At 69.6% G+C, this 26233-nt stretch carries 27 protein-coding genes and 1 riboswitch; of the genes, 9 read left to right on the top strand and 18 right to left on the bottom strand.

Annotation, left to right across the window (positions count from 1 at the left end):
- The first annotated feature begins 20 nt into the window (after positions 1-20).
- Entirely contained in the window at positions 21-764 is a 744-nt protein-coding gene (locus BS69_RS0104270; RefSeq protein WP_169738055.1) for a phosphodiester glycosidase family protein, read from the top strand.
- On the opposite strand, the gene folP is transcribed toward BS69_RS0104270, so the two are convergent.
- The 5 genes from folP to BS69_RS13555 all read right to left on the bottom strand — a co-directional run bounded on the left by folP (position 761) and on the right by BS69_RS13555 (position 5305).
- Positions 761-1831: a dihydropteroate synthase gene (gene folP / locus BS69_RS0104265; RefSeq protein ID WP_029940739.1), complete on the bottom strand. Its 1071-nt coding sequence runs from the start codon at positions 1829-1831 to the stop codon at positions 761-763. The two genes, BS69_RS0104270 and folP, sit on opposite strands and share 4 nt — an antisense overlap.
- 82 nt (positions 1832-1913) lie before the next feature.
- A complete protein-coding gene (locus BS69_RS0104260; RefSeq protein WP_029940738.1) occupies positions 1914-3044 on the bottom strand; it encodes a site-specific DNA-methyltransferase in 1131 nt (376 codons plus the stop codon).
- Between the two features lie 283 nt (positions 3045-3327).
- A complete protein-coding gene (locus BS69_RS0104255; RefSeq protein WP_051676532.1) occupies positions 3328-3972 on the bottom strand; it encodes a ribonuclease HII in 645 nt (214 codons plus the stop codon).
- A gap of 28 nt (positions 3973-4000) precedes the next feature.
- Positions 4001-4549, bottom strand: a complete 549-nt coding sequence (gene msrA, locus BS69_RS0104250; RefSeq protein ID WP_029940736.1) for a peptide-methionine (S)-S-oxide reductase MsrA — start codon at positions 4547-4549, stop codon at positions 4001-4003.
- 57 nt (positions 4550-4606) lie between these two features.
- Entirely contained in the window at positions 4607-5305 is a 699-nt protein-coding gene (locus BS69_RS13555) for a PilZ domain-containing protein (protein ID WP_051676531.1), read from the bottom strand.
- 126 nt (positions 5306-5431) lie between these two features.
- Here BS69_RS13555 and BS69_RS14400 point away from each other — a divergent pair, with 126 nt between their 5' ends.
- Together BS69_RS14400 and BS69_RS13120 are read left to right on the top strand one after the other, a co-directional pair.
- On the top strand, positions 5432-5833 hold the full coding sequence (locus BS69_RS14400) for a response regulator (protein WP_037504370.1): 402 nt from the start codon (positions 5432-5434) through the stop codon (positions 5831-5833).
- Positions 5830-6672, top strand: a complete 843-nt coding sequence (locus tag BS69_RS13120; RefSeq protein ID WP_051676530.1) for an EAL domain-containing protein — start codon at positions 5830-5832, stop codon at positions 6670-6672. Before BS69_RS14400 ends, BS69_RS13120 begins: the two co-directional genes overlap by 4 nt.
- A gap of 47 nt (positions 6673-6719) precedes the next feature.
- On the opposite strand, the gene BS69_RS0104235 is transcribed toward BS69_RS13120, so the two are convergent.
- Together BS69_RS0104235 and BS69_RS0104230 are read right to left on the bottom strand one after the other, a co-directional pair.
- Positions 6720-7901 carry an aminotransferase class I/II-fold pyridoxal phosphate-dependent enzyme gene (locus tag BS69_RS0104235; RefSeq protein ID WP_037504368.1) on the bottom strand — a complete coding sequence of 394 codons (1182 nt, stop codon included), beginning with the start codon at positions 7899-7901 and terminating at the stop codon, positions 6720-6722.
- The gene (locus tag BS69_RS0104230; protein ID WP_029940733.1) at positions 7898-8989 is read right to left on the bottom strand and encodes a CaiB/BaiF CoA transferase family protein; all 1092 of its coding nucleotides are present in this window, start codon (positions 8987-8989) and stop codon (positions 7898-7900) included. The genes BS69_RS0104235 and BS69_RS0104230 overlap by 4 nt, the downstream gene beginning before the upstream one ends.
- 62 nt (positions 8990-9051) lie before the next feature.
- On the opposite strand from BS69_RS0104230, the gene BS69_RS0104225 reads away from it, so the two are divergent.
- Both BS69_RS0104225 and BS69_RS0104220 read left to right on the top strand, forming a co-directional pair.
- Positions 9052-10185, top strand: a complete 1134-nt coding sequence (locus tag BS69_RS0104225; protein ID WP_029940732.1) for an acyl-CoA dehydrogenase family protein — start codon at positions 9052-9054, stop codon at positions 10183-10185.
- Positions 10186-10246: 61 nt separating this feature from the next.
- The gene (locus BS69_RS0104220) at positions 10247-11923 is read left to right on the top strand and encodes an AMP-binding protein (protein ID WP_029940731.1); all 1677 of its coding nucleotides are present in this window, start codon (positions 10247-10249) and stop codon (positions 11921-11923) included.
- A gap of 3 nt (positions 11924-11926) precedes the next feature.
- On the opposite strand, the gene BS69_RS13550 is transcribed toward BS69_RS0104220, so the two are convergent.
- The 4 genes from BS69_RS13550 to rpmE all read right to left on the bottom strand — a co-directional run bounded on the left by BS69_RS13550 (position 11927) and on the right by rpmE (position 14159).
- Positions 11927-12463: a phage terminase large subunit family protein gene (locus BS69_RS13550; protein ID WP_051676529.1), complete on the bottom strand. Its 537-nt coding sequence runs from the start codon at positions 12461-12463 to the stop codon at positions 11927-11929.
- Positions 12464-12502: 39 nt separating this feature from the next.
- Positions 12503-13237, bottom strand: a complete 735-nt coding sequence (locus BS69_RS13545) for a terminase large subunit domain-containing protein (protein WP_051676528.1) — start codon at positions 13235-13237, stop codon at positions 12503-12505.
- Positions 13238-13361: 124 nt separating this feature from the next.
- Positions 13362-13865: a GNAT family N-acetyltransferase gene (locus tag BS69_RS0104210; protein WP_051676527.1), complete on the bottom strand. Its 504-nt coding sequence runs from the start codon at positions 13863-13865 to the stop codon at positions 13362-13364.
- A 63-nt stretch (positions 13866-13928) separates the two neighbouring features.
- A complete protein-coding gene (gene rpmE / locus BS69_RS0104205) occupies positions 13929-14159 on the bottom strand; it encodes a 50S ribosomal protein L31 (RefSeq protein WP_029940729.1) in 231 nt (76 codons plus the stop codon).
- A gap of 128 nt (positions 14160-14287) precedes the next feature.
- Positions 14288-14402: riboswitch (cobalamin riboswitch) on the top strand.
- Positions 14403-14512: 110 nt separating this feature from the next.
- Between rpmE and BS69_RS0104200 the strand changes: the two genes are divergently transcribed.
- Genes BS69_RS0104200 through BS69_RS0104185 form a run of 4 tightly spaced genes read left to right on the top strand, consistent with a single transcriptional unit; the run spans position 14513 to position 18681 of the window.
- Positions 14513-16291 (top strand): TonB-dependent receptor plug domain-containing protein, encoded by a 1779-nt coding sequence (locus tag BS69_RS0104200; RefSeq protein WP_029940728.1) that lies wholly within the window; start codon positions 14513-14515, stop codon positions 16289-16291.
- Positions 16263-17012 (top strand): substrate-binding domain-containing protein, encoded by a 750-nt coding sequence (locus BS69_RS13540; RefSeq protein WP_029940727.1) that lies wholly within the window; start codon positions 16263-16265, stop codon positions 17010-17012. Before BS69_RS0104200 ends, BS69_RS13540 begins: the two co-directional genes overlap by 29 nt.
- On the top strand, positions 17009-17956 hold the full coding sequence (locus tag BS69_RS0104190) for a FecCD family ABC transporter permease (RefSeq protein WP_029940726.1): 948 nt from the start codon (positions 17009-17011) through the stop codon (positions 17954-17956). The genes BS69_RS13540 and BS69_RS0104190 overlap by 4 nt, the downstream gene beginning before the upstream one ends.
- Positions 17953-18681 carry an ATP-binding cassette domain-containing protein gene (locus BS69_RS0104185; protein ID WP_169738054.1) on the top strand — a complete coding sequence of 243 codons (729 nt, stop codon included), beginning with the start codon at positions 17953-17955 and terminating at the stop codon, positions 18679-18681. The genes BS69_RS0104190 and BS69_RS0104185 overlap by 4 nt, the downstream gene beginning before the upstream one ends.
- On the opposite strand, the gene fabZ is transcribed toward BS69_RS0104185, so the two are convergent.
- The 7 genes from fabZ to uppS form a co-directional block, all read right to left on the bottom strand.
- Positions 18647-19123: a 3-hydroxyacyl-ACP dehydratase FabZ gene (gene fabZ / locus BS69_RS0104180; RefSeq protein ID WP_029940724.1), complete on the bottom strand. Its 477-nt coding sequence runs from the start codon at positions 19121-19123 to the stop codon at positions 18647-18649. The two genes, BS69_RS0104185 and fabZ, sit on opposite strands and share 35 nt — an antisense overlap.
- Before the next feature lie 4 nt (positions 19124-19127).
- Positions 19128-19730: an OmpH/Skp family outer membrane protein gene (locus BS69_RS0104175; protein ID WP_037504365.1), complete on the bottom strand. Its 603-nt coding sequence runs from the start codon at positions 19728-19730 to the stop codon at positions 19128-19130.
- Positions 19730-22384, bottom strand: coding sequence for an outer membrane protein assembly factor BamA (gene bamA / locus BS69_RS0104170; RefSeq protein WP_029940722.1), 2655 nt, complete (start codon positions 22382-22384; stop codon positions 19730-19732). Before bamA ends, BS69_RS0104175 begins: the two co-directional genes overlap by 1 nt.
- Positions 22385-22527: 143 nt before the next feature.
- On the bottom strand, positions 22528-23658 hold the full coding sequence (gene rseP, locus BS69_RS0104165) for an RIP metalloprotease RseP (protein WP_029940721.1): 1131 nt from the start codon (positions 23656-23658) through the stop codon (positions 22528-22530).
- Entirely contained in the window at positions 23658-24812 is a 1155-nt protein-coding gene (locus BS69_RS0104160) for a 1-deoxy-D-xylulose-5-phosphate reductoisomerase (RefSeq protein ID WP_029940720.1), read from the bottom strand. The genes rseP and BS69_RS0104160 overlap by 1 nt, the downstream gene beginning before the upstream one ends.
- Entirely contained in the window at positions 24812-25459 is a 648-nt protein-coding gene (locus tag BS69_RS0104155) for a phosphatidate cytidylyltransferase (protein ID WP_029940719.1), read from the bottom strand. Before BS69_RS0104155 ends, BS69_RS0104160 begins: the two co-directional genes overlap by 1 nt.
- Complete coding sequence (uppS, locus tag BS69_RS0104150; RefSeq protein WP_029940718.1) at positions 25456-26196, bottom strand: polyprenyl diphosphate synthase; 741 nt, start codon at positions 26194-26196, stop codon at positions 25456-25458. The genes BS69_RS0104155 and uppS overlap by 4 nt, the downstream gene beginning before the upstream one ends.
- Positions 26197-26233: the final 37 nt, after the last annotated feature.

The following is a 26233-nucleotide window of genomic DNA, read 5'->3' as shown; positions in this document are numbered from 1 at the left end:
AGCGTTGCATCGGGATGCCGATGCATTTCGTCTGGCTCCTCGTCCTGCTGCTTGCCGCGTGCAAGAAGCCCGAACCCGCGCCCGAGACCGGCGAGGGACCGTGCCGCTCGCTGATGTTCGAGGGCGACCGCTTCACCCTCTGCCGCGATCCCCTCGCCCGGCTCGAGCTCCATGTCGCGGGACGCGACGGTCGCCCCTATCGCAGCTTCGCCGCGCTCGAGCATGTGCTGGGCGCGCGCGCTCCCAAGGTCCGCTTCGCGATGAACGCGGGGATGTTCGACGAAGACGGCCGCCCGATCGGCCTCGCCATCGCCGGGGGCCAGGAAGTGAAGGCGATCAACCGGCGCGAAAAGGGCGGCGGCAATTTCCATCTCCAGCCCAATGGCGTGTTCCTGGTCCGCAGCGACGGCCGCAGCGAGATCGTACCGAGCAGGGCCTTCGAGCCTTCCGCCGACATCGCCCTAGCGACGCAGAGCGGACCGATGCTGGTGATCGACGGCGCGGTCAATGCGCGCTTTTCTCCCGACGGCACCAGCCGCTTCGTCCGCAACGCAGTGGGGATCGACCCCGACGGCGTTCCCCTATTCGTGATCAGTGATTCAGCGGTCAGCTTCGGCAAGTTCGCGCGGCTGTTCCGCGACGAACTGAAGTGCCGCAACGCCCTCTATCTCGACGGCTCGGTCAGCAGCCTGTGGGACCCGGTCAACGGGCGGATGGACAGTTTCTCAGGCCTAGGGCCGATGCTGGTGGCGTTCCGAGACTAGAGCCGCGGCGTCAGCGCCTGGTCCTTGAGCCCCCGCCACACCCGGAGCGCCTGCACCGTCTCGAAGACGTCGTGCGCGCGGACAAGCTGCGCGCCCTGGTCGACGGCCTTCAGCGCCAGCGCGAGGCTTCCGCCAAGCCGCCGGTCGGCCGGCGCCTCGTTGTGGAGCGCGCCGATGGTGCGCTTGCGGCTCGCTCCGACGAGGAGCGGGCAGCCGAGCGCGTGGAAGGCCGCGAGCCCGTTCATCAGCTCGAGATTATGTGCCACCGACTTGCCGAAGCCGATGCCCGGATCGACGATGATCTTCGCCCGGTCGATCCCCGCGTCGACCGCCCGGGCAATCGCGTCCTCGAGCCAGAAATAGACGTCGACGAGGGCCCCACGCGGATAGGAGGGCGCGTCCTGCATGGTCTCGGGACTGCCTTGGTGGTGCATCAGCACGACCGGGACCCCGGCCCTGGCTACCACCTCGGCCGAACGCGGGTCATAGGTCAGTGCCGACACGTCGTTGACGAGGCTTGCGCCAGCGGCGAGCGCGGCTTCCATGACGCTCGCCTTGCGGGTGTCGATTGATACCGCCGCGCCGCTCGCGGCCAGCGTCTTCACCAGCGGCACCACCCGCTCGATCTCGTCGCCTTCCCACACGGTCTTCGCGCCGGGCCGGGTGCTCTCGCCGCCGACGTCGAGGATTGCCGCGCCGGCTTCGGATGCCGCGAACCCCTCCTCGAGCCCCGCCGCCTTGCCGCCGTCCGAAAAGCTGTCGGGGGTGGCATTGAGGATCGCCATCAGTTGCGGCTGGTCGAGCCGGATGGTTCGCGCGCCCAATTGCAGCGCCGCGCGCGGGGCGGTGATCGCCGCCCAGCTTGCCGCCATGACGTCATCCTCGAGCCGCGCCTCGATCCCCTCGACCGGGACCAGTTCGCTTCTCACCCGCCCGTCGTCGCCGACCCGAAGGAATTCGACCGCGGAGAACCAGAGCATCGTCCCCGCCAGCCGCGCCACCTTGCCGTCATGGCCGAAGGGCGCGTCGATGAAGCCGGTCGGCTTGAGGAGGGTGCGGAAGGTCATGCAGGCTCAATATCGTTCGTGCTGAGCGAAGTCGAAGCACGGTGTCGCGAGCGCCCTTCGACTTCGCTCAGGGCGAACGAGTTCAGTTCAGGGAGGCCAGATGCTCCTGCCGAAGCGTGTCGATCGGCTCGAGCCGCCCGCCCCGCTCGATGTGCCAGAAGGTCCAGCCGTTGCAGCTCGGCGCCTTGTTCAGCCCCGCGCCGACCTTGTGGATCGAGCCCGCGTGCGGCCCGCACGACAGCGAGCCGTCGGCGCGCACCGCCGCCTTCCACCGCCGCTTGGCGTCCATCAGCACCGTGCCGGGCTTGACCAGCCCGCTCTCGACCAGCAGCCCGAACGCCACGCGCGGCTGCGAGCGTTTCTCGGGAATGGTTTCCAACCCACTCTCGTCCAACGGTAAAGTCGCGGCAATGCGGGCTTCGGCGGCGGCGAGATAATCGGGCTCGCGCTCGATCCCGATCCACTGGCGGCCAAGGCGCTTCGCCACCGCGCCGGTGGTACCGGTACCGAAGAAGGGATCGAGGACCACGTCGCCAGGCTGGGTGCAGGCGAGCAGCACGCGGTAAAGCAGGCTCTCGGGCTTCTGGGTCGGATGCGCCTTGTGGCCGTCCCCGCCCTTCAGCCGCTCGGACCCCGAGCAGATCGGCAGCACCCAGTCCGAGCGCATCTGCAGGTCGTCGTTGAGCGCCTTCATCGCCCGGTAGTTGAAGGTATATTTGCTGTCCTGGCTCTTGGAGCACCACAGCAATGTCTCGTGCGCGTTGGTGAAGCGCGTGCCGCGGAAATTGGGCATCGGGTTCGACTTGCGCCAGACGATGTCGTTGAGGATCCAGTAGCCGAGGTCCTGCAGCGCGGCGCCCACCCGGAAGATGTTGTGATAGCTGCCGATCACCCAGATCGCGCCATCGTCCTTCAATATGCGGCGCGCCTCGGCCAGCCATTGCCTCGTGAAGGCGTCATAGGCGGCGAGGCTGTCGAACCGGTCCCAGTCATTGTCGACCGCGTCGACCCGCCCGCCCTCGGGCCGGAACAGGTCGCCGCCCAGCTGCAGATTGTAAGGCGGGTCGGCGAAGACGAGGTCGACGCTTTTCGCCGGCAGCTTCTTCATCTCGGCGATGCAGTCGCCCGCGATGATCCGCCCGCTGGGGTCGGCGGCAGCGGCCTTGCGGCGGGCGCGCGGCGTCGCGTCGCGGACCGGCAGAACGAGATTCATGGATAAGCCCCCAAACTTTGTCGGCGGCCATGGTGAGTCGAGCGCGAGTCGCGGTCAACGATGAAAGGGTTAACGGTGCCGAAGTCGCGACGGGAACGGAACGAGTCCGCCGCCTGTCCCACACAAGATGTTGAGTCGGGCGCGCGCGGCGGGACTCAAGACTATGTGGTGTGGCGCGAAGGACTCGGCGCTCGAAGAACCGCGTCGTCCCCGCGCAGGCGGGGACCTCGGGCAACCCGCGCGAGCCTCACAAGGTCCCCGCCTTCGCGGGGACGACGGTGCCTTACTCCGCGGCGAAAGCGAAGCTGGGCTGGGCCCGCTCGGCCAAGACTTCGCGGACCAGCCCGAAGCTCTTCCGGTGGAGCGGTGTCGGACCCAGTTCGCGCAGGGCCCGGCGATGGTCGGGGGTCGGATAGCCGCGGTTGCGTTCCCAGCCATAGCCGGGGTGCGCCTCGGCATAGTCGGCCATGATGCGGTCGCGGGTGACCTTGGCGACGATCGAGGCGGCGGCGATCGAGCGGCACTTGGCGTCGCCCGCGATAATCGCGCGGCTCGGCCGCTCCCAGCGCGGGCAGCGGTTGCCGTCGACCAGTACGAAGGCCGGGTCGAAACCCAGCGCCTCGACCGCGCGGGCCATGGCCAGCATCCGCGCCCAGTAGATGTTGAGCGCGTCAATCTCCTCGACGGTGCAGATGCCGACCCCGCAGCGGGCCTGGACCATCAGCTTCGCATGGATCGCCTCGCGCGCCTCGAGGCTCAGCTTCTTACTGTCGTCGATCCCGCGCGGGAAGCGCTCGCGGTCGAGCACCACCGCGGCGGCGACCACCGGCCCGGCCAGCGGCGCGCAGCCCGCCTCGTCCACGCCGGCGAGCGGCAAGGGATGATCGCCTTCGAGCTTGAAACAGGGGCGCGGCACGGCTCGTGGCATAGCACAGACCGGGCCGCGCGAAAGCCGTTCAGGCCGAGGCGGCGGTCGCCTTCAGCCGGTTCTGGAAGCTCTTGCGGAGCTTCTGCAGCTTGGGCGGGATGACCGCGAGGCAATAAGGGTTCCGCTGCCCCTCATTGGCCCAATAGTCCTGGTGATAATCCTCGGCCGGGTACCAGTCGGTCGCGGGCTCGATCGTGGTGACGATCCTGCCGCCCTGCTCCTCGTTCAGCGCGGCGATCTTGGCCCTGGCCTCGCCCTCCTGCGCGTCGGAGAGCGGGAAGATCGCGCTGCGATACTGGGTCCCGATGTCATTGCCCTGGCGGTTGAGCTGGGTCGGATCGTGGGTCGCGAAGAAGATGTCGAGGAGGTCGCCGTAGCTGATCTGGTCGGGGTCATAGGTCACCCGGATCGCCTCGGCATGGCCGGTATCGCCGCCGCAGACCTGCTTGTAGGTCGGGTTCACCGTCTGCCCACCGATATAGCCACTCTCGACCCCGCTCACCCCGACCACGTCGAGGAACACGGCTTCGGTGCACCAGAAACAGCCGCCGGCCAGGATCGCTTGCTCTTGCGCCATTACTCACTCCTTGTTTCGGAGCGGATATGGGCGCTCGGCCGAGCGACGCAAGCGGGCTCAGTGCTTGTAGGCCGCCTTCAGGCTGGCGAGTTCGAGCCGCTTGCCGCACCATTCGGCAAGCTCGTCGAAGCTCAGTTCATGGTCGAAGACGATTCCGGCGCGGCGGTCCGAATACCAGCGCACCTCGCCCTTGATCGGGCGCAGGCTCTCGACCACCACGACGACCGGCTCGCCGATGCAATATTCGTCGATCGGCCCGACCTTCATGCCGCCGAGGCTGATGTCGTGGACCTCGACCTTGTAATAGAGCTTCTTGAGCTTGACGGTGGCGTTGCAGCCGACCTCGAGGCGCGGCGGGCGCGGGCGGAAGCCGTGGCGCGGCTTGCGCCCGGCGAAAAGCTCGCCGAGGTCGACGCCCTGGTCGAACTTCAGCCCGATCAGCCCCTCGCGGATCCAGACCACGCTCGACGGGATCGACTGGCCGCTGAACTCGACCTGCACCCCCTCGCCGACCGCCGGACAGCGCGAGCAGTCGGCCATGAGGCCACCCGCCGACATGTTGCGGATGCGAATGAGCTGCTCGCCCATCGCGCCGGTCATCTTGGCCACCCGCAAGGTCGGCAGGAGCCGTTCGTCGCCGCGCCGTTCGGGCGGCCGCGGAACGGCCATGCTCAAGGACACGGTGGTCGATTCGAACGCGGCGGCGTCGACGTCCTGGGGACGCCGGCTACGACGGCGAATGAAGGTGTCGAACACGCGTTTCTGTCTCCTCGCGGGGTGCGCTTGGATTACGGTCGCCCGGGTCGGACGAAGGATTACCCTCCCTCCTACCCCGGCCAAGGTTAAGAAGCGGTTGCATGTCCCGGCCAAAGGCGGGAAGGGATGAACGACATGTCCGCCTTGCCCCGCCTGCTCCTGATCGACGACGAACCCGCGCTGGCCGATTTCGTGGCCCAGACCGCGCAATTGTGCGGCTTCGCGCCCGCGGTCGCCTCGGACCGCGACAGCTTCCAGCGCGGCTTTGCGGAGGCGACACCGAATGTCGTCGTGCTCGACCTCGGCATGCCCAACACCGACGGGGTCGAGTTCCTCCGCTTCCTCGCCGACCACCGCTTCGCCGGGCCGGTGCTGATCGTCTCGGGCTTCGACCGCCGGGTCCTCGAAAGCGCCTTCCGTCTTGGCACGGCGCTCGGCCTGACCATGGTCGGCCCGCTCGAAAAGCCGGTCCGGCTCGAGGAACTGGAGCAGTTGCTCGAATCGCTGAAACCGGGACTGGTCCCGTGAACCCCAAGGAGCGCCGGCTGCTCGACGAGCTCGAGCGGGCGCTGGCGGAAGGGGGGCTGAGGCTCGCCTACCAACCCAAGGTCGCCACCGCCGACGGCAGCCTCGTACGGGTCGAGGCGCTGGTTCGCTGGGCCCATCCGGCGCTCGGCGCCGTGCCCCCCGCCCGCTTCGTGCCGCTGGCCGAGGACCATGGGCTGATCGACGACCTCACCCAGTGGGCGCTGCGCACCGCGCTTCGCCAGTGGCGCGAGTGGCATGCGCAAGGGCTCGACACCGACGTCGCGGTCAACATCTCGGCGGTGAGCCTCGAGCAGCTCGACTTTCCCGACCTCGTCGAACGCCTGTGCCGCGCGCTCGACGTGCCGACCGAGCGGCTGGTGCTCGAGCTGACCGAGGGCGCGACTCAGCCGCTGATCAAGCTGATGGACACGCTGACCCGCTTCCGGATCAAGGGCGTGGGCCTCGCCATCGACGATTTCGGGACGGGCTATTCGGGGCTGATCCAGCTCCGCAAGCTCCCCTTCACCGAGATCAAGATCGACCGCCAGTTCGTCACCGGCCTCGCCACCAGCCGCGACGACCAGGTGATCGTCCGCTCGGTGATCGACCTTGCCCACGGCCTCGGGCTGCTGGTCACCGCCGAGGGGGTCGAGACGGTCGAGCAGCTCGCTGCCTTGCGCGCGCTTGGCTGCGACCTCGTCCAGGGCTATCTCCTCGCCCACCCGCTCGAGGCGCACGAACTCGTGGCCTGGGCGAGCCGCCACAAGCGCCGCTGGAAACTTCTCATCCGCCCGCCCGAGGACCCGTATCTCCGGCAGCGGCTGGAGGCGAACGGCTAAAGCAATCCCGTCGCCCCGGCGAAGGCCGGGGCCTCAGCCAGTGGAGCTCAGTCGCCCAAGGTCCCGGCCTTCGCCGGGACGACGCGCTTAGCCAATTCCCTCGCCCGGGCCATGGCTGCCACGCCCGCGTCGATCGTTGCGTCCCGCTTGGCGAAGCAGAGGCGGACGAGCCCGCGCTCGGCCTCGCCCTCGTAGAATGGCGACAGGGGAATGACCGCCACTCCCCCCTCGCGTACCGCCAGCTCGGCAAAGGCCATGTCGGAAAGCGCGATCCCCGAGGCGCCGAGGTCGACGCACTGGAAATAGGTCCCCTCGCTCGGCAGCAGGACATAGCCCGCCGCCTCGAGCCCCGCCGCCAGCCGCTTCCGGGCCCGCGCAAAGCCCTCGCGCGGGGGCGCCAGCCATTCGGGATGACCGAGCCCGACCGCCACCGCCGCCTGGAGGTTGGGCGGGGTCGCGAAGGTCAGATACTGGTGCGCGCGGGCGATAACGTCGGCGATGGCCTGCGGGGCGGCCAGCCAGCCGATCTTCCACCCGGTCAGCGAGAAGATCTTGCCCGCCGAACCGACCTTGATCACCCGCTCGGGCGCCAGCGCCGCCAGCGAGGTGAAACGGGCGCCGGGCGGAAGCACTTCCTCCCACACCTCGTCGGCCAGGATGAGAAGGTCGTGCGCGCGCGCCATCGCGACCACCGCCGCCAGCTCCTCGGCACCGAGCACGCGCCCGGTGGGGTTGTGCGGATTGTTGAGGACGAGGACCCTGGTCCGCGCCGTCACCGCCGCCTCGAGCGCCTCGCGGGCGAGGCGCCAGTCGGGCGGCCGCAGCGCGACCTCGGCGACCCTGCCCCCTGCCCGCCGGATCAGCGGCGCATAAGCGTCGTAGGCCGGCGCGACGATCACCGCTTCGTCGCCCGTGTCGAGGCAGGCGAACAAAGTGGCAGCAATGGCCTCGGTCGCGCCACTGGTTACGACAATCTCGGAAGGGTTGAAGGTAAGCCCTTGGCGTTGATTGTAGAATTGGCATACCGCCTCGCGTAATGCCGGCAGTCCCCGGGAGGGCGGATATTGGTTGCTTGCCTCGCGGGTCAGCCGCGCGGCCTCGGCGAGCAGCGGCTCGGGCCAGCCGAAATCGGGAAAGCCCTGGCCGAGGTTCACGGCGTGATGCTCGGCCGCGGCGAGGCTCATCGTCTCGAAGATGCTGACCGGCATCGCCTCGGACGCCGGATTCACCGCAGCACCCCCTTGGCGCGCAACGCCGCGATGGCGTCGGGATCGTAGCCGAGGGCGGCGAGGATCCCCTCCCCGTCCTCCCCCTCGGCGCGCGGGGGACGCGGCGGGTCGGCGGGCGTCTTCTCCAGGCGCGGCGCTGGGCCCGGCTGGATCACCCCGCCGACGTCGACGAAGGTCCCGCGCGCTTCATGGTGCGGGTGGCCGGGCGCCTCGCCCAGCGACAGCACCGGCGCGACGCAGGCGTCCGTGCCCTCGAACAGGGCGACCCATTCGTCGCGCGGCCGGGTCGCCAGCACCGCCGCAATCTCCGCCTTGCCGGCGCCCGCGGGCACGCCCAGCCCCGCGTAAAAGGCCGCGCGGAACTGCGGTTCGAGCGCGCCGACGCTCAAGGCCTTGCCGTCGGCGCAGGCGTAGCAGCCGTAGATGGGGTCGCCCCCGTCGAGGAGGTTGGCGCCGCGCTCGTCCCGCCACAGCCCCGCCGCGCGCAGCCCGAAGACGATCGCCCCGGTCAGCGCCGCGCCGTCGGTCATGGCGGCGTCGATCACCTGCCCCTCGCCCGTCTTCTGGGCATGGAGCAGCGCGGCGACCATCCCGAAGGCGAGGCAGAGGCCGCCGCCGGCATAGTCGGCGACGAGATTGAGCGGCGGCACCGGCGGCCGGCCCGCCTCCCCGATCGTCGAGAGCAGTCCGGTCAGCGCGAGATAGTTGATGTCGTGCCCCGCCGCCTGCGCCAGCGGCCCCGCCTGCCCCCAGCCCGTCACCCGGCCATAGACGAGCCGGGGATTGGTCTCGCGCAATTGCTCGGGCCCCAGCCCCAGCCGCTCCATCACCCCCGGGCGATAGCCCTCGATCAGCCCATCGGCCCCGACCGCCAGCCGCGCGACGATCGCGCGGCCCTCTTCCTGCCGCAAGTCGAGCGCGATGCTCTCGCGGTTGCGGGTGAGGGGATCGTTGGGAACGCTGAGATTGCCCGGTCGCTCGACCCGGATCACCCGCGCGCCATGGTCGGCCAGCATCATCGCCGCGAAGGGGCCGGGCCCCAGCCCCGCCATCTCGACGATCGTCACCCCGCTCAGCGCACCCGGCATCAAGTCCCCTTTTCTTTGCCGTACTGTCGCCTAGGCTGGGTCAAAGGCAAGGGAGAAGACGCATGCTCGATACCTCGCACCGCAGCCTGTTCGAGCCCGAGCATGAGGCGTTTCGCGACACCGTCCGGCGGGTCGTCGCCGGGCTCGACACCGATCGCCACGAGCGTGAGGGCATCGTCGAGCGCGAGGCGTGGCTCAAGGCCGGCGAAGCGGGCATGCTCTGCCCCACCGTCCCGGAGGAATATGGCGGATACGGCCTCGACTTCCGTTTCAACGCCATCGTTGCCGAAGAAGCGAGCTACGCCGGCAGCGCGGTCGGCTGGTCGCTCCAGAGCGATATCGTCGCCGATTACATCCTCGCTTATGGCTCCGAAGAGCAGAAGAAGAAGTGGCTGCCGCGGATGGTCACGGGCGAGGCGATCACCGCCATCGCCATGACCGAGCCCGGCGCGGGCTCGGACCTCCAGGGGATGAAGACCATCGCCCGGAGGGACGGCAACGGCTGGCGCCTCTCGGGCAGCAAGACCTACATCACCAATGGCCAGGCCGCCGACCTCGTCATCGTCTGCGCCCGCACCACCGAGGAGGGCGGCGCGCGGGGCATATCGCTGTTCTTGGTCGAGACCGGCGACGAGGGCTTCACCCGAGGCCGCAACCTCGACAAGATCGGGCTTCACGGCAACGACACGTCCGAGCTGTTCTTCGACGAGGTCCACCTCCCCGCCGACCGCCTGCTCGGACCCGAAAACGGCGGGTTCGGGATGCTGATGAGCCAGCTGCCGCAGGAACGCCTGTCGATCGCGGTCCAGTGCCAGGCCGCCGCCCAGCGCGCCTTCGACCTCGCGGTCGACTTCACCAAGGACCGCAAGGCTTTCGGCAAGACCGTCTTCGACTTCCAGAACACGCGCTTCACGCTCGCCGATTTGAAGGCCAGGCTGCAGGTCGGCTGGGCGCATCTCGACTGGGCGATCCAGCGGCACCTCAGGCACGAGCTCACCCCGGCCGAGGCAAGCGCCGCCAAGCTGTGGCATTCGGAGCTCCAGTTCGAGGCCTGCGACCTCTCGCTCCAGCTCCACGGCGGCGCGGGCTACATGAACGAATATCCGATCGCCCGGCTGTGGCGCGATGCACGGGTGACGCGGATCTATGGCGGCACGAGCGAGATCATGAAGGAACTGATCGCCCGCTCGATCTGATGAACGCGACGAACCGACCCATTTTCATTGACAAATTTGTCAGTGGCATCAGGGCGGAGCCATGATGTCGAGCGTCGCGCGTGATTCCGGCCACCCCGTCCCGGCGGGCTGGTCGCTGGAACCCCTCCCCGTCGGCGAGCTGCTCGTCCGCAGCGCGTCGGCCCATGCCGACAAGCCCGCGCTCGATTTCCAGGGCCGGATCTGGACCTACCGGCAGCTCCTCGCCGAAGCCACCGCCGCGGCGCAGGGCTTCCTCGACCTCGGGGTCGAGCGCGGCACGCGGGTCGGCCTGTTCCTGCCCAACACGCCGCATTACCCGATCGCTTATTATGGCGCGCTGCTGGCGGGCGCGACGGTGGTCAATTTCTCGCCGCTCTATTCGTCCGAGGAAGTCGCCTTCCAGGCGCGCGACAGCGGGACCGAGATCATGGTCTGCCTCGACCTTGCCCGGCTGTGGGCCCCGATGCAGCGGCTGCTCGACGACGGGCTGCTCAAGCACCTCGTGGTCGGCAATCTCCCCGAGGTGCTGCCGGCACTGAAGGCGATCGGCTTCCGCCTCGCCAAGCGCAAGGAGCGCCAGCCGCTTCCCCGCGACGCTCGGGTCTTGACATGGTCGACCCTGCTCTGGCCCGGCGCGCAGCACCCGCTTCCGGTGGTCGATCCCAAGGCCATCGCCCTCCTCCAATATACCGGGGGGACCACCGGCACGCCCAAAGGGGCGGCGCTGACCCATGCCAACCTCACCGCCAATGCCGAGCAGCTGGCGGCGATCGATCCTGGCCACGGCACCCGCGAGGGCCGCGTGCTGGGCGCGCTGCCCCTGTTCCACATCTTCGCCAACAGCTGCGTCCTCAACCGCTCGGTGCTGTCGGGCGCGACGATCACGCTCATCGCCCGCTTCGAGCCGGGCGAGGCGCTCGCCGCCATCCGCCGCAACCGGCTGACCGACCTCGCCGGGGTGCCCGCCATGTACCAGGCGATGATCGACCACCCCGATTGCGCGAAGACGAGTTTTGCCACGGTGAAGCAATGCTTCTCGGGCGGTGCCGCCATGACGGCGGCGCTGAAGGAGCGCTACGAGGCGACCACCGGCGCGCGCGTGCTCGAAGGCTATGGGCTGACCGAGACCAGCGGGGTCGTGTCGGTCAATCCTTACGTCGGCGAGACCCGCGCCGGGACCGCCGGCCTTCCCCTCCCGCTGACCGAGATAAGGATCGTCGATCCCGAAGCGCCGGACCGGCTGCTCGGGCCCGAGGAAGCGGGCGAGATCCTGGTTCGCGGCCCGCAGGTGATGACCGGCTACTGGCGCTCCGACGTGAACGCGCCCGAGCCGCTGGCCGACGGCTGGCTCCACACCGGCGACCTCGGCTTCGTCGAGCCGGGTGGCTATCTCCGCCTCGTCGATCGCTCGAAGGACATGATCAACGTCGGCGGCTTCAAGGTCTTCCCGAGCCAGGTCGAGGCCGCCTTGCTCAAGGATCCGGCGATCAAGGAAGCGCTGGTCATCGCCATCCCCGACCCCCGCGTCGGCGAGCGGCCCAAGGCCTTTTGCGTGCTCAACGAAGGCCATGAGACGACCCCGGCGGCGATCCTCAAGCTTGTCAGCGTTCGGGTCGGCAAGCACGAGCGCCCCGCGGAGATCGAGATCCTCGACGATTTGCCCCGCACGCTGATCGGCAAGCCCGATCGCAAGGCGCTGGCGAAGCGCGAGGCCGAGAAGCGCGCCGCCACCGCCTGAGGCTCAGGTCCGCCGGATGCGCGGGCCGGTCCAGGCCACTGGCGCGCTGAGCTTGGTCAGCGCCCAGACCATGGCATCGGCCCGGTCGGGGCTGCTTCCCGGACCCTCGTAGCCGCCGCCCGCGATCAGTCCGCACAATTGCCGCTCGAGGTCGGGGAAGCTGCCGTGGAGGCGGACCTTGCCGCGCTCGAACAGGATCGCGATCGGCTCGGCCCGCGCGGCCTTGGTCACATGGGCGTGGACGAGACCGACGTTGAGATCCTCGCCATGGTTCTTGAGGATGACATCGCGGACCATGTAGCCGCCCTGGTTGCCCTCGGCGACGACGAACACCGAGCGACCGTCGCTTAAGGACTGCTGGTGCGAGCGCGCGGCATCGGCGACCCGACCGGCCCAGATGGTCGGGCTCGAGGCGGTGATGCTGTGGTCGGTCATGACGTGGAAAATCCCTTCATTGTCGCGGCCGCAGGCGACGATCCCGCAGGTCCCGTCGCGCGCTGGCGGGTCGACCCCGATGGCGATCCCCTCGAGATCGGGCACGGGCTCGTCGGTCCGGCTGGCGGCAAGGAGCTCGGGGCTCTATAAGGCGCCCGCGGGCGGGGGCATCTCGCCATAGAGCTCGACCCGCCCCTTGTGGGTGTGGCCGTGGAGCTCGAGCATCTTGTCGAGGAAGCGCTTCGGCAGGTGCGGATTGTCGAAGGTGGTGCCGCGGGTGACCACCGTGTGGCGGTCGGCAAGGATCGTCTCGAGCGCCTCGCTGCTGGCAGGCGTGGTCGTGACCAGCGCCTTGGGATGCTCGCCGAGCCGCAGCCCGAATTGCAGATTGTCCCAGCTGTCCATGGCCTTGCGCCACTTGGCGAGCTCGTCGCACCAGGCGAGGTGATGCTGGAAGCCGCGGAAGCGCTCGGGATTGGCGCCCGAGAAGAGCTTGCCGATCGAGCCGCCGACGAAATGCACCTCGCCGCGGCTCGGCACCCATTTCTCGACCACCTCGGGGCGCAGCGCGAGAAAACCGCTGATCCCCAGCACCATGACGTCGCGCGCTTCCTCGACCGTCGCCGAGACGAGCGCGATCCGCAGGTTCGGGCGCGCCAGCACCTGCTCGGCGATCCACTCGACCCCGGCCTGCGTCTTGCCGAAGCCGCGCCCGGCGAGGATCAGCCAGGTGTCGTGGTCGCCTCCCGGCTCGAGCTGGCCGTCGTGCGCGCGCTGGGACCAGGGCTTGCGCGCCTCGTCCGGTCGGTCCTCGTGCGGACCCTCTTCATCCGTGGAAATGACGCCGAATCCCGGCTGACTGCACCGCGCCGCCGGCAAGGCCGGCGACGGTCGATCGCTCGATCCGCCGCCGGCAGCGCCCCCGCGCTCGAAGCCGGTCCTGCCGCCCCCGAAGGACCGACAGAAACGCGATCAAATCCTACTAGTCAAGCAGAAACGAACCTTACTGGTTCGCTTTGGGTGTCCAGGCGGGTCGCTGGAGGACCGTGGTCGGCCCGTGATAATCGATATTGTGCAAGGCGTTGAAGCCGAGCTTTCGCGCCAGCCCAAAGCTTGGCGCATTGCCGTCGCTGATGATCGCCCAGATCGGCGTCGGCTCGAGCGTCGCCTCGGCCCAGGCCAGCACCGCCTCGCAGGCCTCGCGCGCCATTCCGGTGCCGTGGGTCTCGGCGGCCATGATCCAGCCCATTTCGGGCTCGTCGCCGAATTGCGGATCGAAGTCGCGCCAGGCGGTGAACAGGCCGACATTGCCGAGCAGGCGGCCATCGTCCCTGGCCTCGACCGCCATGGTCCCGAAGCCGTTCAATTCCCAGTTGCCGATCGCCGCGCAGATCCGCCGCCAGCATTCCTCCTGCCCCATCGGCTCGGGACCGAAGTAGCGGTGCACGTCCGGATGCTGGAGGATCGCGTGATAGGGGCGGAAATCCTCCCGCCGCCAGCCGCGCAAACGAAGACGCCCGGTCTCCAGGACAGGAGCCGGGCGTCCTTTCGTCATGGCTTGAGGCCCGACTTACTTCTTGCCGAGGGTCAGACCGCCGAAGCGCTTGTTGAAGCGCGCCACCTGGCCGCCCGCGTCGAGCATCTTGCCCGAGCCGCCGGTCCACGCCGGGTGCGCGGTCGGATCGATGTCGAGGTGAAGGGTGTCGCCCTCCTTGCCCCAGGTCGAACGGGTCTGGAACTTCGTGCCGTCGGTCATTTCGACGGTGATGAAGTGATAGTCGGGGTGGGTCCCGCTCTTCATGGGTCTTGTCCTTGTGGCTGTGGCTGGTTCCGACCAGCCTTGAAAAGGTGCGGCGCCACTAGCCGAAGGCGGCTTGCTTGACAAGGCGGGCGGCGGCGGCGGACAAGGCGCGCGGGGTCAGGACCCGAGGAAGCCGGTGCAAATCCGGCGCTCTGCCCGGAACGGTGAGCCGCCAGCTGGTGGCAAGTCCGATCGTCGGCCTGATCCGTCGTCCGTTCGACCGTCCGGGGCCAGGCGGGAGACGTGGCAGCAGCCTCCGCGACGACTGTGTGTGAACTGTCGTTGCGAAAGGACTGACTTCGTTGATATTTTCCAACCTGCCCCCCGCTCCGCCCGCCGCGGAGACGATAATCGTGACCGCCGCGCTCGCGCCTGAGCCCGAGGACCGCGCCCCCGCCAGCGTCACCGTCATCGATCCCGACCGGGTCGAGCGCCTCGGCGAGCCCCTGCTCGCGAACCTGCTCCGCCTTGCCCCTTCGGTCTCGCTCGCCACGGCGGGCCCCGCGGGCTCGCAGGCGCAGGTCCGGATCCGCGGCGCCGAGGCCAACCACACCCTGCTGTTCATCGACGGGATCCGCGCCAACGACCCCGCCGCCGGCAACGAGCCGCGCTTTGAGCTCCTGTCCGCCGACCTCGCCGATGGAATCGAGGTCGAGCGCGGGCCGCAATCGGCCCTGTGGGGAAGCGAGGCGATCGGCGGCGTGGTGGCACTCACCGCCAGCCCCCGTACCGGCGCCAGCGCCAGTGCCGAAGCGGGCAGCCATGGCTTCGGCCGGGTCGGCGGCTCGGCGGGCCTCAGCGAGGGCGGGCTCCGTCTCGGCATCGCCGCCGGCGTGCAGGGGGCCGAGGGCATCAACGCCTTCGCCGGCGGCCCGGGTGACCGCGACGGCTACCGCAATGCCGTGCTGCGCGGCCACGCCGACTGGACGCAAGGGCCCTTCACCCTCAGCGCCAGCGGCTTCGCGATCCGCGCGAAATCGGACTTCGACGGCTTCGACCCCGTCTTCTTCGTCCGCGCCGACACGGCTGACCAGAGCCGCAACCGGCTGGCCGCAGGGCGGATCGGCGGACGCTTCGAGCAGGATGGCTGGACCGCGGCGCTCGGGGCCTCGCGGCTTGGCTCGCGCAATCGAAACCTCCTCGGCGGGGCCGAGCAGAACCGCACCGGCGGGCGCCGCGACACGCTGGCGGGCACGGTCGGCAAGCGCTTCACCCTCGCCGGGGCCGAGCAGCGCCTGACCGCCGCGGCCGAGTGGAACCGCGAGCGCTTCACCGCGTCGGACCAGATCTACGGCGGATTCACCGACCAGCGCCGCCGCCGCAGCCAGTCGGCGCTGACGGGCGAATATCAGGGCGACTTCGGGCAGGTCACGCTGAACGCCGCGCTCCGCCGCGACCATTTCAGCGACTTCAAGGATGCGACCACCGCTCGGCTCGGCGCGATCGCCAGGCTGGGCAGCGGGCTCAGCCTTGCCGCCAGCTGGGGCGAAGGCATCGCCCAGCCGACCTTCTTCGACCTCTACGGCTTCTTTCCGGGCTCCTACGTCGGCAATCCCGACCTCAAGCCCGAGCGCAGCCGCGGCGGCGAAATCTCCTTGCGCTATGCCGCCGGGCCGTGGCGCGCTTCGGCGACCGTCTATCGCCAGCATCTTCGCGACGAGATCGTCGGCACCTACGATCCCGACACCTTCCTCTCTTCCGCCGCCAATGCCGACGGCCGAAGCAAACGCGAAGGTCTGGAGCTCGAGGCCGGCTGGTCGCCGGGGGCCTGGCTCGCGCTTACCGCGACTTATGCGTATCTCGACGCCACCGAACCCGCCGGACGCGAGCTAAGGCGGCCGAAGCACAGCGGCTCGGTCGCGGCCGACGGGACCGCCGGGCACTTCCGCTACGGCGCGGCGCTGAGCTACACCGGCGCGCGCCTCGACCGCGATTTCGACCTCTTCCCCGCCCCACTGGTCCGGCTCGACGGCTACTGGCTGGCGAGCGCGAGGGTCGGCTACCGCGTGACCCGGCGCGTCGAACTGTTCGGCCGCATCGCCAATGCGTTCGACTCCAGGACCATCGACGTGGTCGGTTATCGCTCGGAAGGGAGGACGGCCTATGCCGGCATTCGCCTTCTTGGCGGCTGAGGCGGCGGTTCGCGCCGCCTCCCTCAACCTGTGCACCGACGAACTGCTGCTGCTCCTCGCCGAGCCGCAGCAAATCGTGTCGGTCAGCCACCTCGGCCGTCTCCCCGAGGAGACGGCGCTGTGGCAGCAGGGCCGGCAGGTGCCCGCCAATGACGGCAGCCTAGAGAGCGTGGTCGCGCGGCGGCCGACCCTGATCCTGTCGATGGGCGGGAGCGGCCGCGCGCGAGCGAGCCTTGCGGCCAAACTCGGCTATCGCCTCCTCGACCTCCCCTATCCGGCAAGCCCGGCGGAGGTGGTCGGGCAGGCCGAGCGGGTCGCCGCGGCGCTGGGACGGCCCGAGGCGGCCCGCCCCTATCGCCGCTGGCTTGATCGGCTCACCGCCAGTCGCCCGGCACTCGTCGAGGGCGCCTTCCTTTCGGGCGGCGGGCTGAGCCTGTCGCCGGACGGGCTCGGCGCGCAGTGGCTGGCGCTGGCCGGATTTCGCCAGCCCGCGCTGCCGGGCAATCGCCTGACCCTCGAAACGCTCGTAGCGAAACCGCCCAAGTGGCTGATCCGAAGCGATTATCGCGCGACCCAGGCGAGCCGTGGCAACGCCTGGCTCGAGCACCCGCTGATCCGCCGCCTGGCCCCCCGGACGATCGTCACCGACGGCCGCGCCTGGACCTGCGGCGGGCTGCCGATGCTGGCCGAGGTCGAACGGCTGCGGAGCCGACGGCGATGAGGCTGGCTCTCGCCCTGCTTCTCCTCGCGGGCCTCGCGGCAGCCGCGCTGCTGTGGCCACTCGAGCCGTTGCAAGGCCCGCCCGAACTGCGCGACCTCGTCCTCGTCGAACTGCGCCTGCCGCGCCTGCTGCTGGCGCTTGGCTATGGCGCGACGCTCGGCCTGACCGGCGCCGCGCTCCAGGCGCTGTTCGCCAATCCCCTCGCCTCGCCCGACCTTACCGGTGCGAGCAGCGGTGCGGCCTTGGGCGCGGTGGTGACCAGCAGACTGCTCGGCCTTGCAACCCCGCTCGCCATGGGCGCGGGCGGCGCGGCGGGCGCGGGGCTGGCGCTGCTTCTCCTGTTCGCGCTCGCCGGGCGGCGGGCGGACAGCGCGACCCTGCTGCTCGCGGGCCTCGCGATCAGCCTTGCCGCCGGCGCCGCGACCAGCCTCGCGCTCGCCCTCGCCCCCTCTCCCTTCGCCTTCTACGAGGCGTTCGACTGGCTGATGGGAAGCCTCGTCGACCGCAGCCTGCCGCAGGCCGCGGCGGCTTTGCTCCCCGCCGGCCTCGCGTGCGCCATCCTCGCGACCCGCGCCCGCGCGCTCGACGAGCTGGCATTGGGCGAGGACGTCGCGGCCTCGCTCGGGACCGATCCCCGCCGCTTGCGGGTCACGGTGGTGCTGTGCGCCGCGATCGCGGTCGGCGCCTGTGTCGCGGTCGCGGGCGCGGTCGGCTTCGTCGGCTTGATCGCGCCGGTCGTCGCGCGCGGCTGTACCCGGGGGCATCCGGGCCGGGCGCTCCTTCCCGCCGCCTTGCTCGGCGCGCTGCTGCTCACCGGCGCCGACCTCCTCACCCGCTTCGCCCCGCTCGGCCGGGTCATCCCGCTCGGGGTCGTCACCGCCGCGATCGGCACGCCGCTCTTCCTGTGGCTGCTGCTCCGGATGCGATGGAGGCTGGCGGCATGACGTCACTCCTCGACGCGCGCGACATTGCCGTCCCGGGCCGGCTCGCCCCCCTCGACCTCAGGGTCGCGGTCAGCGAGCGGGTGGCGGTGATCGGGCCCAATGGCAGCGGCAAGACCAGCCTGCTGCGGGCGCTGGCGGGGATTACCGAGCCCGCGGCCGACATCGCTGTCGGCGGCGAGCGGATCGCCGACGCCTCGCCGGCCCGCCGCCGCAAGCTCCTCGCCTTCCTCCCCGCCTCGCGCGAGGTGCGCTGGCCGATCCCGGTGCGCGACGTCATCGCGCTGGGACTGGACCGGGCCGATCCCGCGCGCATCGCCGATCTGCTGGAGGCGCTCGACCTCACCGCCTTGTCCGAGCGGCCGGTCGACACGCTGTCGACCGGCGAGCGGGCCCGCGCCCTGCTGGCCCGCGCGCTTGGCCCCCGGCCACGGCTGCTGCTCCTCGACGAGCCGCTGTCGAACCTCGACCCCGCCTGGGCGCTGCGGACACTCGACCTGCTGGCCGGAGCCGCGCGCGCGGGCGCCGCCTTACTGGTCTCGGTCCACGACCTTGCGCTGGTCCGCGGCTTCGACCGGGTGCTGATGCTGGCGGAGGGCCAGCTGGTCGCCGACGGCACGCCTGCGGACGTGCTCGGCTCGGCTCGGTTCGGGGAGGTGTTCGGTGTCGAGCCGGCGGGAACCGGCTGGAAGCTCAGGCCTTCGGAGGATCCGCGATCATCGCGGTGAAATTGGCCTCGGCCGCGAGCTTGCCGTCGACGAAGGCTTGCCCTGCGAACTTGCAGACGCTCGAGCGCTTCTGGACAAAGCTGACCTTGAGCTCGAGCAGGCAACCCGGCTCGACCGGAGCGCGAAACTTCGCCCCGTCGATCGCCATGAAATAGACGAGCTTGCCCGAGCCGGCGAGGCCGAGGCTCTCGACCGCGAGCACGCCGGCGGCCTGGGCCAGCGCCTCGACGATCAGCACGCCCGGCATGATCGGGCGGCCGGGGAAATGCCCCTGGAAGAACGATTCGTTGATCGTCACCGCCTTGATGGCGGTGATGCGCTCGTCGACCACGAGTTCGGAAACCCGGTCGACGAGCAGCATCGGATAGCGATGGGGCAGCGCCGCCATCACCGCGCGGATGTCGCGCGGCGACGATGCCGCGGTGCTGCCCCCCTCGCTCATCGGCTTAGCGGCCCTGCGGACGCTGCTGGGTCGGCTGCTGCTGCTGCGGCAGCGGGGTGACGCTGACCGCCGGGAGCTGGCTGTTGAGCTGCGCCAGCACGTCGTTGGTGACGTCGATCCCGCCCGAGCTGGCAAGCGTGGTGCGCTTGTCGACCAGCACGGTCGCGCCGCGCGCGGTCATCACGCCCGGATAGATGGTGTCGAGCTTGTTGGCGATCTGCAGGTTGACGTTCGCCTCGGTCGACTGGAGCCGGCCCTGCAGCTGCTGCAGTTCCTGGGCGGCCTGGGCGCGCGACTGCTGATACTTTTCGACGCGGGTCTTGAGCGCCGCCGGCGGATTGGCGCGCTGGGCGGCCGGAAGCGCGGCGATCGCGGCCTGGATCGCCTGCTCCTCGGTCTGGAGCGGGGTGGCGAGCGCCTGCTGGCGGTTCTGGAACGAGGTCTCCTGCGCCTGGAGCGCGGCAAGCGCCGACTTGCAGGCGGTGCACTCGGCGGTGACACGCTGGAGGTCGACCACGGCGACGACGGCGGCGGGCAGGCGCTGGGCCGAGGCCGGGGCGGCGACGGCGGTCAGGCTGAGCGCGGCAAGCACGAACTTCTTGGTCATCAGAACTGGGTCCCTACGTTGAATTGGAAGAGCTTGGTATCGTCGCCTTCCTGGCTGAGGAGGGCCTTGGCGAGGTCGATGCGGAGCGGCCCGAAGGGCGAGGTCCAGTTGACGCCAATGCCGACCGACAGGCGGGGCTTGATGCTGTTGCCGAGGAATTCCTCGCGATAGCCTGGGCTGAGGCCGAGCAGGGTCTCGCCCGCACCCGGTGCCGGGCAGCTGGTCTGGGGCAGGCCCGCGGCGATTTCCGCGGAGCGGAAGGTGGTGCTGGTGCCGGTCCCGCTCGAATAGGAGCAGACGCCGTTCACGAGATTGACGTTGGTCCCGTTGCGGAACGGCGAGTCGAGCTTGAACAGCGAACCGACGTCAATGAACGCCGAGGGACGCAGGCCCAGGTTGCGGGCGCCCGCGCCGAGCGGAATCTCCAGCTCGAGCCGGCCCTGGTAATAGGCCCGGCCGCCGAGCGCGTCGGTGATCCTGCCCTTGTCGGCCAGCACGCCGTCGGTGTTGAAGGCGGTGCGACGGATGCGCGGACCGATGCCGCGCAGGTCGAAGCCGCGCAGCTGGGGCGTGAAGAAGCGGTCCGAGATGCGGATCGGATCGAGCCCGTCGCGCTTCGCCTTCTGCAACGGCGCGATATAGCCGCCCTCGGCGCGCGCCGAGAGGATGAACCCGCGGCCAAGGCCCCAGAACTTGGTCCCTTCGGCCCGCTGGCGGACATATTTCACGTCGCCGCCGAGCCCCGCGAAGTCCTGGCTGAAGATCAGCCGCTGGCCGCGCGTCGCGCGGATGCCGTTGGTGTTGTCGAACACCAGGCTGTAGCCGATGAGGCTGGTGGTCCGCTTGCCGATTTCGTCGCAGAGATATTCGCCGGCCTTGCGCGGATCGCAGACGAGGCCGCCCGGACCGCTGCCGTCGAGGTCGCTGTAGAAGGTATTCTTGTCGAGACTGATGTCGTCGAGGTTCAGCGTGTAGCGGGTGCCGAAATTGACATATTCGTTGACCGGGAAGCCGAGGCTGAAGCCGCCGCCGGTCTGCGACTGGCTGTAGGTCCGGTTCCGCTCGTTGCCGATATAGTTGAAGCTGTTGAAGTCGCGGCGATAGAGCTGCCCGCCGAGCAGGATCTGCTTGTCGAGGAAATAGGGCTCGGTGAAGCCCAGCTGGACCGACTTCGAATAGCGCGAATAGTTGACGCCCGCAGAGAGCGACTGGCCCATGCCGCGGAAGTTGTTCTGCTCGACGTTCAGCGCGATGATGAACCGCTCGAGGCTCGAATAGCCCGCCGACAGCTGGAGCTGGCCGGTCGGCTTCTCCTCGACGTCGACGTTGAGCGCGACCTTGTCGGGCGCGACCTGCTCCTGCTTGATCTCCAGCTTGTCCTGGAAATAGCCGAGGCTCTGGATGCGGTCCTGGCTGCGCTTGACCTTGATCGCGTTGAAGGCGTCGCCCTCGTTGACGCGGAATTCGCGGCGGATGACCTTGTCGCGGGTGCCGGTGTTGCCCGACACGTTGATCCGGTCGACGTAGGTGCGCGGGGTCTCGCCCACCCGGAAGGTGATGTTCATCGTCCGGGTGTCGGGCTGGCGGTCATAGGCCGGATCGATGTCGGTGAAGGCGTAGCCGAGGATACCGGCGGCCTCGTTCAAGTTGGTGACCGAGTCCTCGATCTTCTTGGCGTTGAACCACTCGCCCTTCTTGATGTTCGCGATCTTGAGGATCGCGTCGGGCTTGAGGTCGCGCAGCTCGGACTCGGCGGCGATGTCGCCGAACTTGTAGCGCGGCCCTTCCTCCACGACGTAGGTGATGACGAAGTCGCGGCGGTCAGGGGTCAGCTCGGCCAGCGCCGAGACGACGCGGAAGTCGGCATAGCCCTGCGTCAGGTAGAAGGCGCGCAGCTTCTGCTGGTCGGCGGCGAGGCGGTCGGGATCGTAGGTGTCGTTGGACTTGAGGAAGCCCAGCACACCGCCGCTCTCGCGGGTATACATCTCCTTGCGGAGACGGCCGTCGTCGAACTGCTCGTTGCCGATGATGTTGATCGCGCGGACCTTGGAGAGGTCACCCTCGGTGATCTCGAACACGAGGTCGACGCGGTTCTGGTCGAGGTTGACGATCTTGGGCTCGACCCGGGCGGCGAAACGGCCCTGGCGCTTGTAGAGCTCGATGATGCGCTCGACGTCCGAGCGGACCTTGGAGCGGGTGTAGATCTGGCGCGGGGCGAGCCGGATCTCGGGACGGATCTTGTCTTCCTTGAGGCGCTTGTTGCCCTCGAGGACGATGCGGTTCACGACCGGGTTCTCGCGGATCACGATGACGAGGTTGCCGGTATCGGCGCCCTCGATCTGGACGTCCTGGAACAGCTCGGTGTCGTAGAGGGCCTTGATCGCCGTATCGAGCGTCTCGCTGTCGTAGGGCGTGCCCGGCGCGAGGTTCGAATAGGAGCGGACGGTGTCGGGCTCGAGCCGCTGCGCGCCGCGCACCGCGATCGAGCGGATCAGGCGGGGCTGGGCCGCGACCGGGGCCGGGGCGGGAGTCGCCTGCGCGGTGGCCGGCGCCGGCGCCGGGGCGGGCTGGGCCGCCTGCTGGGCGAGGACCGGGGCGGACCAGCCGCCGACGATGGTGCCGAGCAGCAGCGCCGCCCGCGTCCGCCTGATCAAAGCCTTGTTCGCGTCTGAACTCACTAATCGTTCCCCGCCATCGGATATGAAGGATGCAGCTCCGGCATCACCGGCCTGCTCTGGCTCAAAAAGCTCCTAGCGGGCGCCCCCTGCCCCGCCAACCTCGTTTATTCAAGCGCGGCTCAGCCCAACAATCGCCCCAATGTCTGCCACAGACCGATCGACCCGAGGTCGTTGAAGGTCGCCACCAGCATCAAGGTGAGAAGGGCGGCCAGCCCGCCGCGAAACAGCCACTCCTGCGCCTGCGCCCCGAGCGGACGGCGGCGTGCCGCCTCGACCGCGTAGAGCGCGAGATGTCCCCCGTCGAGCATCGGAACTGGCAGCAGGTTGATGAACCCGAGGTTTATCGAGAAGAAGGCCAGCATCTGGACGAATTCGAACATGCCGATGCTGGCGACCTGGCCCGCGACCTGCGCCATCTTGATCGGTCCGCCAAGCTCGGTCAGCGGGCGGCGGCCGGTGAGGATCTGCCACAGGCCTGTCGCGGTGCTGTCGAGGACCCGGCCCGTCACCCGCACCGCCTCGGGCAGCAGTTCGAGCGGCCCGACCTTCTCGTAGACGAGCTTGCCCGAGCCGATACCGAGGCGCCCGACGCGGAACTTGCCGCCGAACCGGTCGCCCTCGATCACGGTCGCGAGCCGGGTGCTGGCTTCCCTCGTCTGGCCGTCGCGGACGAAGGTCAGGCGGATGGCCTCGCCGGGCCGGAGCCGGGCATAATCGGACAGCGTGTCGAAGCCGGCAATGGCGGTACCGTTGGCGGCGATGATCTCGTCGCCAGGCCGGAGCCCCGCGGCGGCGGCTGGCGACCCCGGCAGCACCGCGGCGACCACCGCCGGGGTGCGCGGCGCGCCATAGACCGCGATGAAGGCGGCGAAGATCAGGATCGCGAGGAGGAAATTCGCGATCGGCCCTGCGGCGACCACCAGCGCCCGCTGCCACACGGGCTTGGCATGGAAGCTGCGCGCCCGCTCCTCGAGGCTCAGCTTGTCGAGGTCCTTGCCCATGCTCGCCGGGTCCATGTCCCCGGCGAATTTGACGTAGCCGCCCAAGGGCAGCCAGCCGACCTTCCAGCGCGTGCCGCGCTTGTCGGTCCAGCCGGCAATCTCCTTGCCGAAGCCGATCGAGAAGGTCTCGGCCCCCACCCCGAACCAGCGGCCGACGATGTAATGGCCATATTCGTGGATGAAGACGAGCGGCCCGAGCGCCGCCAGGAACGCCAGCAGGATGAACCAGACGGGAGGCGTCTCGAGCATCAGGCGGCGAAACGCTCCAGCAGGCGGCGGCTCTCATCCCGCGCCTCGGCGTCGAGGGCGAGCACGTCGGGGATGGTCGAGGGAAGCGGCCGGTCCATGATCGTCAGCATCTCTTCTACCAGACCGGCGATGGCGGGGAAGTGAATGGATCCGCCCAGGAAGGCCTCGACCGCAATCTCGTTCGCCGCATTGAGGACGAGCGGCGCCGAGCCGCCGCGGCGAAGCGCCTCGCGGGCAAGCCGGAGCGCGGGGAAGCGGACGGGATCGGGCGCCTCGAAGTCGAGCCGGGCGACCTCGAGCAGGTCCAGCCGCCGCGCGCCCGTCGCCATCCGCTGGGGATAAGCGAGGATATGGCCGATCGGGACCCGCATGTCGGGCGATCCGAGCTGCGCGAGCATCGAGCCGTCGGCATATTCGACCAGGCTGTGGATCACCGACTGCGGGTGGACGAGGATGTCGATCCGGCTTTCGGGCAGCGCGAACAGGTGATGCGCCTCGATCAGCTCGAGGCCCTTGTTCATCATCGTCGCGCTGTCGACGCTGATCTTGGCGCCCATCGACCAGTTGGGATGGGCGACCGCCTGCGAAGGGGTGACCCGCGCCATCTGCTCGGCGGTGAAGGTCCGGAACGGGCCTCCGCTGGCGGTCAGGATGAGACGCGAGACGCGGTCGCAATCCTGGCCCGCAAGACACTGGAAGATGGCGTTATGTTCGCTGTCGATCGGAAGCAGGACGGCGCCGGTGCGGTGCGCCTCCTCGAGCATCAGCGCGCCCGCCGAGACCAGCGCCTCCTTGTTGGCGAGGCCGATGGTCTTGCCCGCCCGGACCGCGGCCATCACGGGGCCAAGCCCCGCGGTGCCGACGATCGCGGCGATGACGAGGTCGGCACTGGTCGCAGCCTGGCAAAGCGCCCCCTCGCCAGCCGCGGCCTCGATGTCGGCCCCGGCAAGCGCGGCGCGAAGCTCGTCGAGGCGGCGCTCGTCGGCGATGACGGCGAGCTTGGCGCGGGTGCGCTTCGCGTCGGCGGCGAGCTTTTCGACGTTGGTGGCGGCAGTGAGCGCGGTGATTTCGAACCGCTCGGGCGCGGCCTCGACGAGGTCGAGCGTCGACGAGCCGATCGAGCCGGTCGCGCCGAGGATGGCGATGCGCTTCATCAGCTTAAGCCCGCCAGCACGGCGAGCGCGGTCAGCACCGCCACGGGCATGAGCCCGTCGAGCCGGTCGAACACCCCGCCATGGCCGGGAATCAGGCGGCCGCTGTCCTTGACCCCGGCGCGGCGCTTCATCCAGCTCTCGAATAGGTCACCCATCGCCGCAAAGGCCGCGAAGACCGGCGCGAGCAGCAGCCAGGCCCGATCGAGGCCGGCATAATTGGCCCAGATCCCGCCGATCAGGGTGGCGGCGACCAGCCCGCCGATCAGGCCCGAGATGGTCTTGTTGGGGCTGATCGACGGGGCGAGCTTGGGCCCGCCGAAGCTGCGGCCCGCGAAGAAGGCCCCGATGTCGGCGCTCCAGGTGACGATGAAGGTCCACAGGACGAGCTCGAAGCCCTTCGAGCCTTGCGGGTCGCCGCCCCGCTCGCGGACCCACAGGAGCGCGACGGCAGGGAGCAAAGCGAAGAAGAAGCCGGCGACCTTCCAGCCGATCCCCCAGCCGCGCACCATCCGCATCCATTCGAAATAGATGCCGGTCGCGGCGAGCGCGACGAGGATCGCGAAGGCGGTCCCACCGAACCATTCGGCGGCGAGCGCGGTGAGGATCATCAGCACACCGGTAAGGGTGCGCAGCGCGACTTCGTTCATCGGCCGCCGAACCGCCGCTGTCGCCGCGCGAACTCGCCCAGGGCCGCGGCGAATGCGGCCTCGTCGAAGTCGGGCCAGAGGGTGTCGGTGAAGTGGAGCTCGGCATAGGCCGCCTGCCACAGGAGGAAGTTCGACAGCCTCACCTCGCCCGACGTCCGGATGAGAAGATCGAGCGGCGGCAGGTCGCGGGTGTGGAGCAGGCCTTCGAGCGCGGCGATGTCGATGCTGTCGGGGTCGATCTCGCCGGCGGCGGCGCGGCGCGCAAGCTCGCGCGCGGCCCCGGCAAGCTCGGCCTGGCTGCCGTAGTTGAGGGCGATGACGAGGGTCAGGCGGTCGTTGTGCGCGGTCTCCTCGACCGCGCGCTGAAGCCGCTCGTAAAGCTCGTTGCCGAACGCCGCGGGCTCACCGATCAGCTTGAGGCGGACACCTTCCTTCTTGAGCGTGCCGAGCTCGCGCTCGAGGTAGAAGCGCATCAGCCCCTTGAGATCGCTGACCTCGTCCTCGCTGCGGCGCCAGTTCTCGCTCGAGAAGGCATAGAGCGTCAGCGCCTCGACCCCGGCGTCGACCGCCGCCTGCATCGTCCGCCGCACCGCCTCGGCGCCGGCGCGATGTCCGGCGACCCGCGGCAGCGAGCGCTTCGCCGCCCAGCGCCCGTTGCCGTCCATGATGATGGCGACGTGGCGGGGGATGGTCGGACCCGCCTCGGTCGTGGGCAGCACCTCGGTCACGATCGTCATCCCGCGCTTTCCGTCACCCCGGCCTCGAGCCGGGGTC

This window comes from Sphingomonas astaxanthinifaciens DSM 22298 (genome assembly GCF_000711715.1).
GTDB classification, from domain to species: Bacteria; Pseudomonadota; Alphaproteobacteria; order Sphingomonadales; family Sphingomonadaceae; genus Sphingomicrobium; species Sphingomicrobium astaxanthinifaciens_A.
Note: the sequence above shows the minus strand (reverse complement) of the source record. Positions and strands in the feature narration are given on the sequence as shown.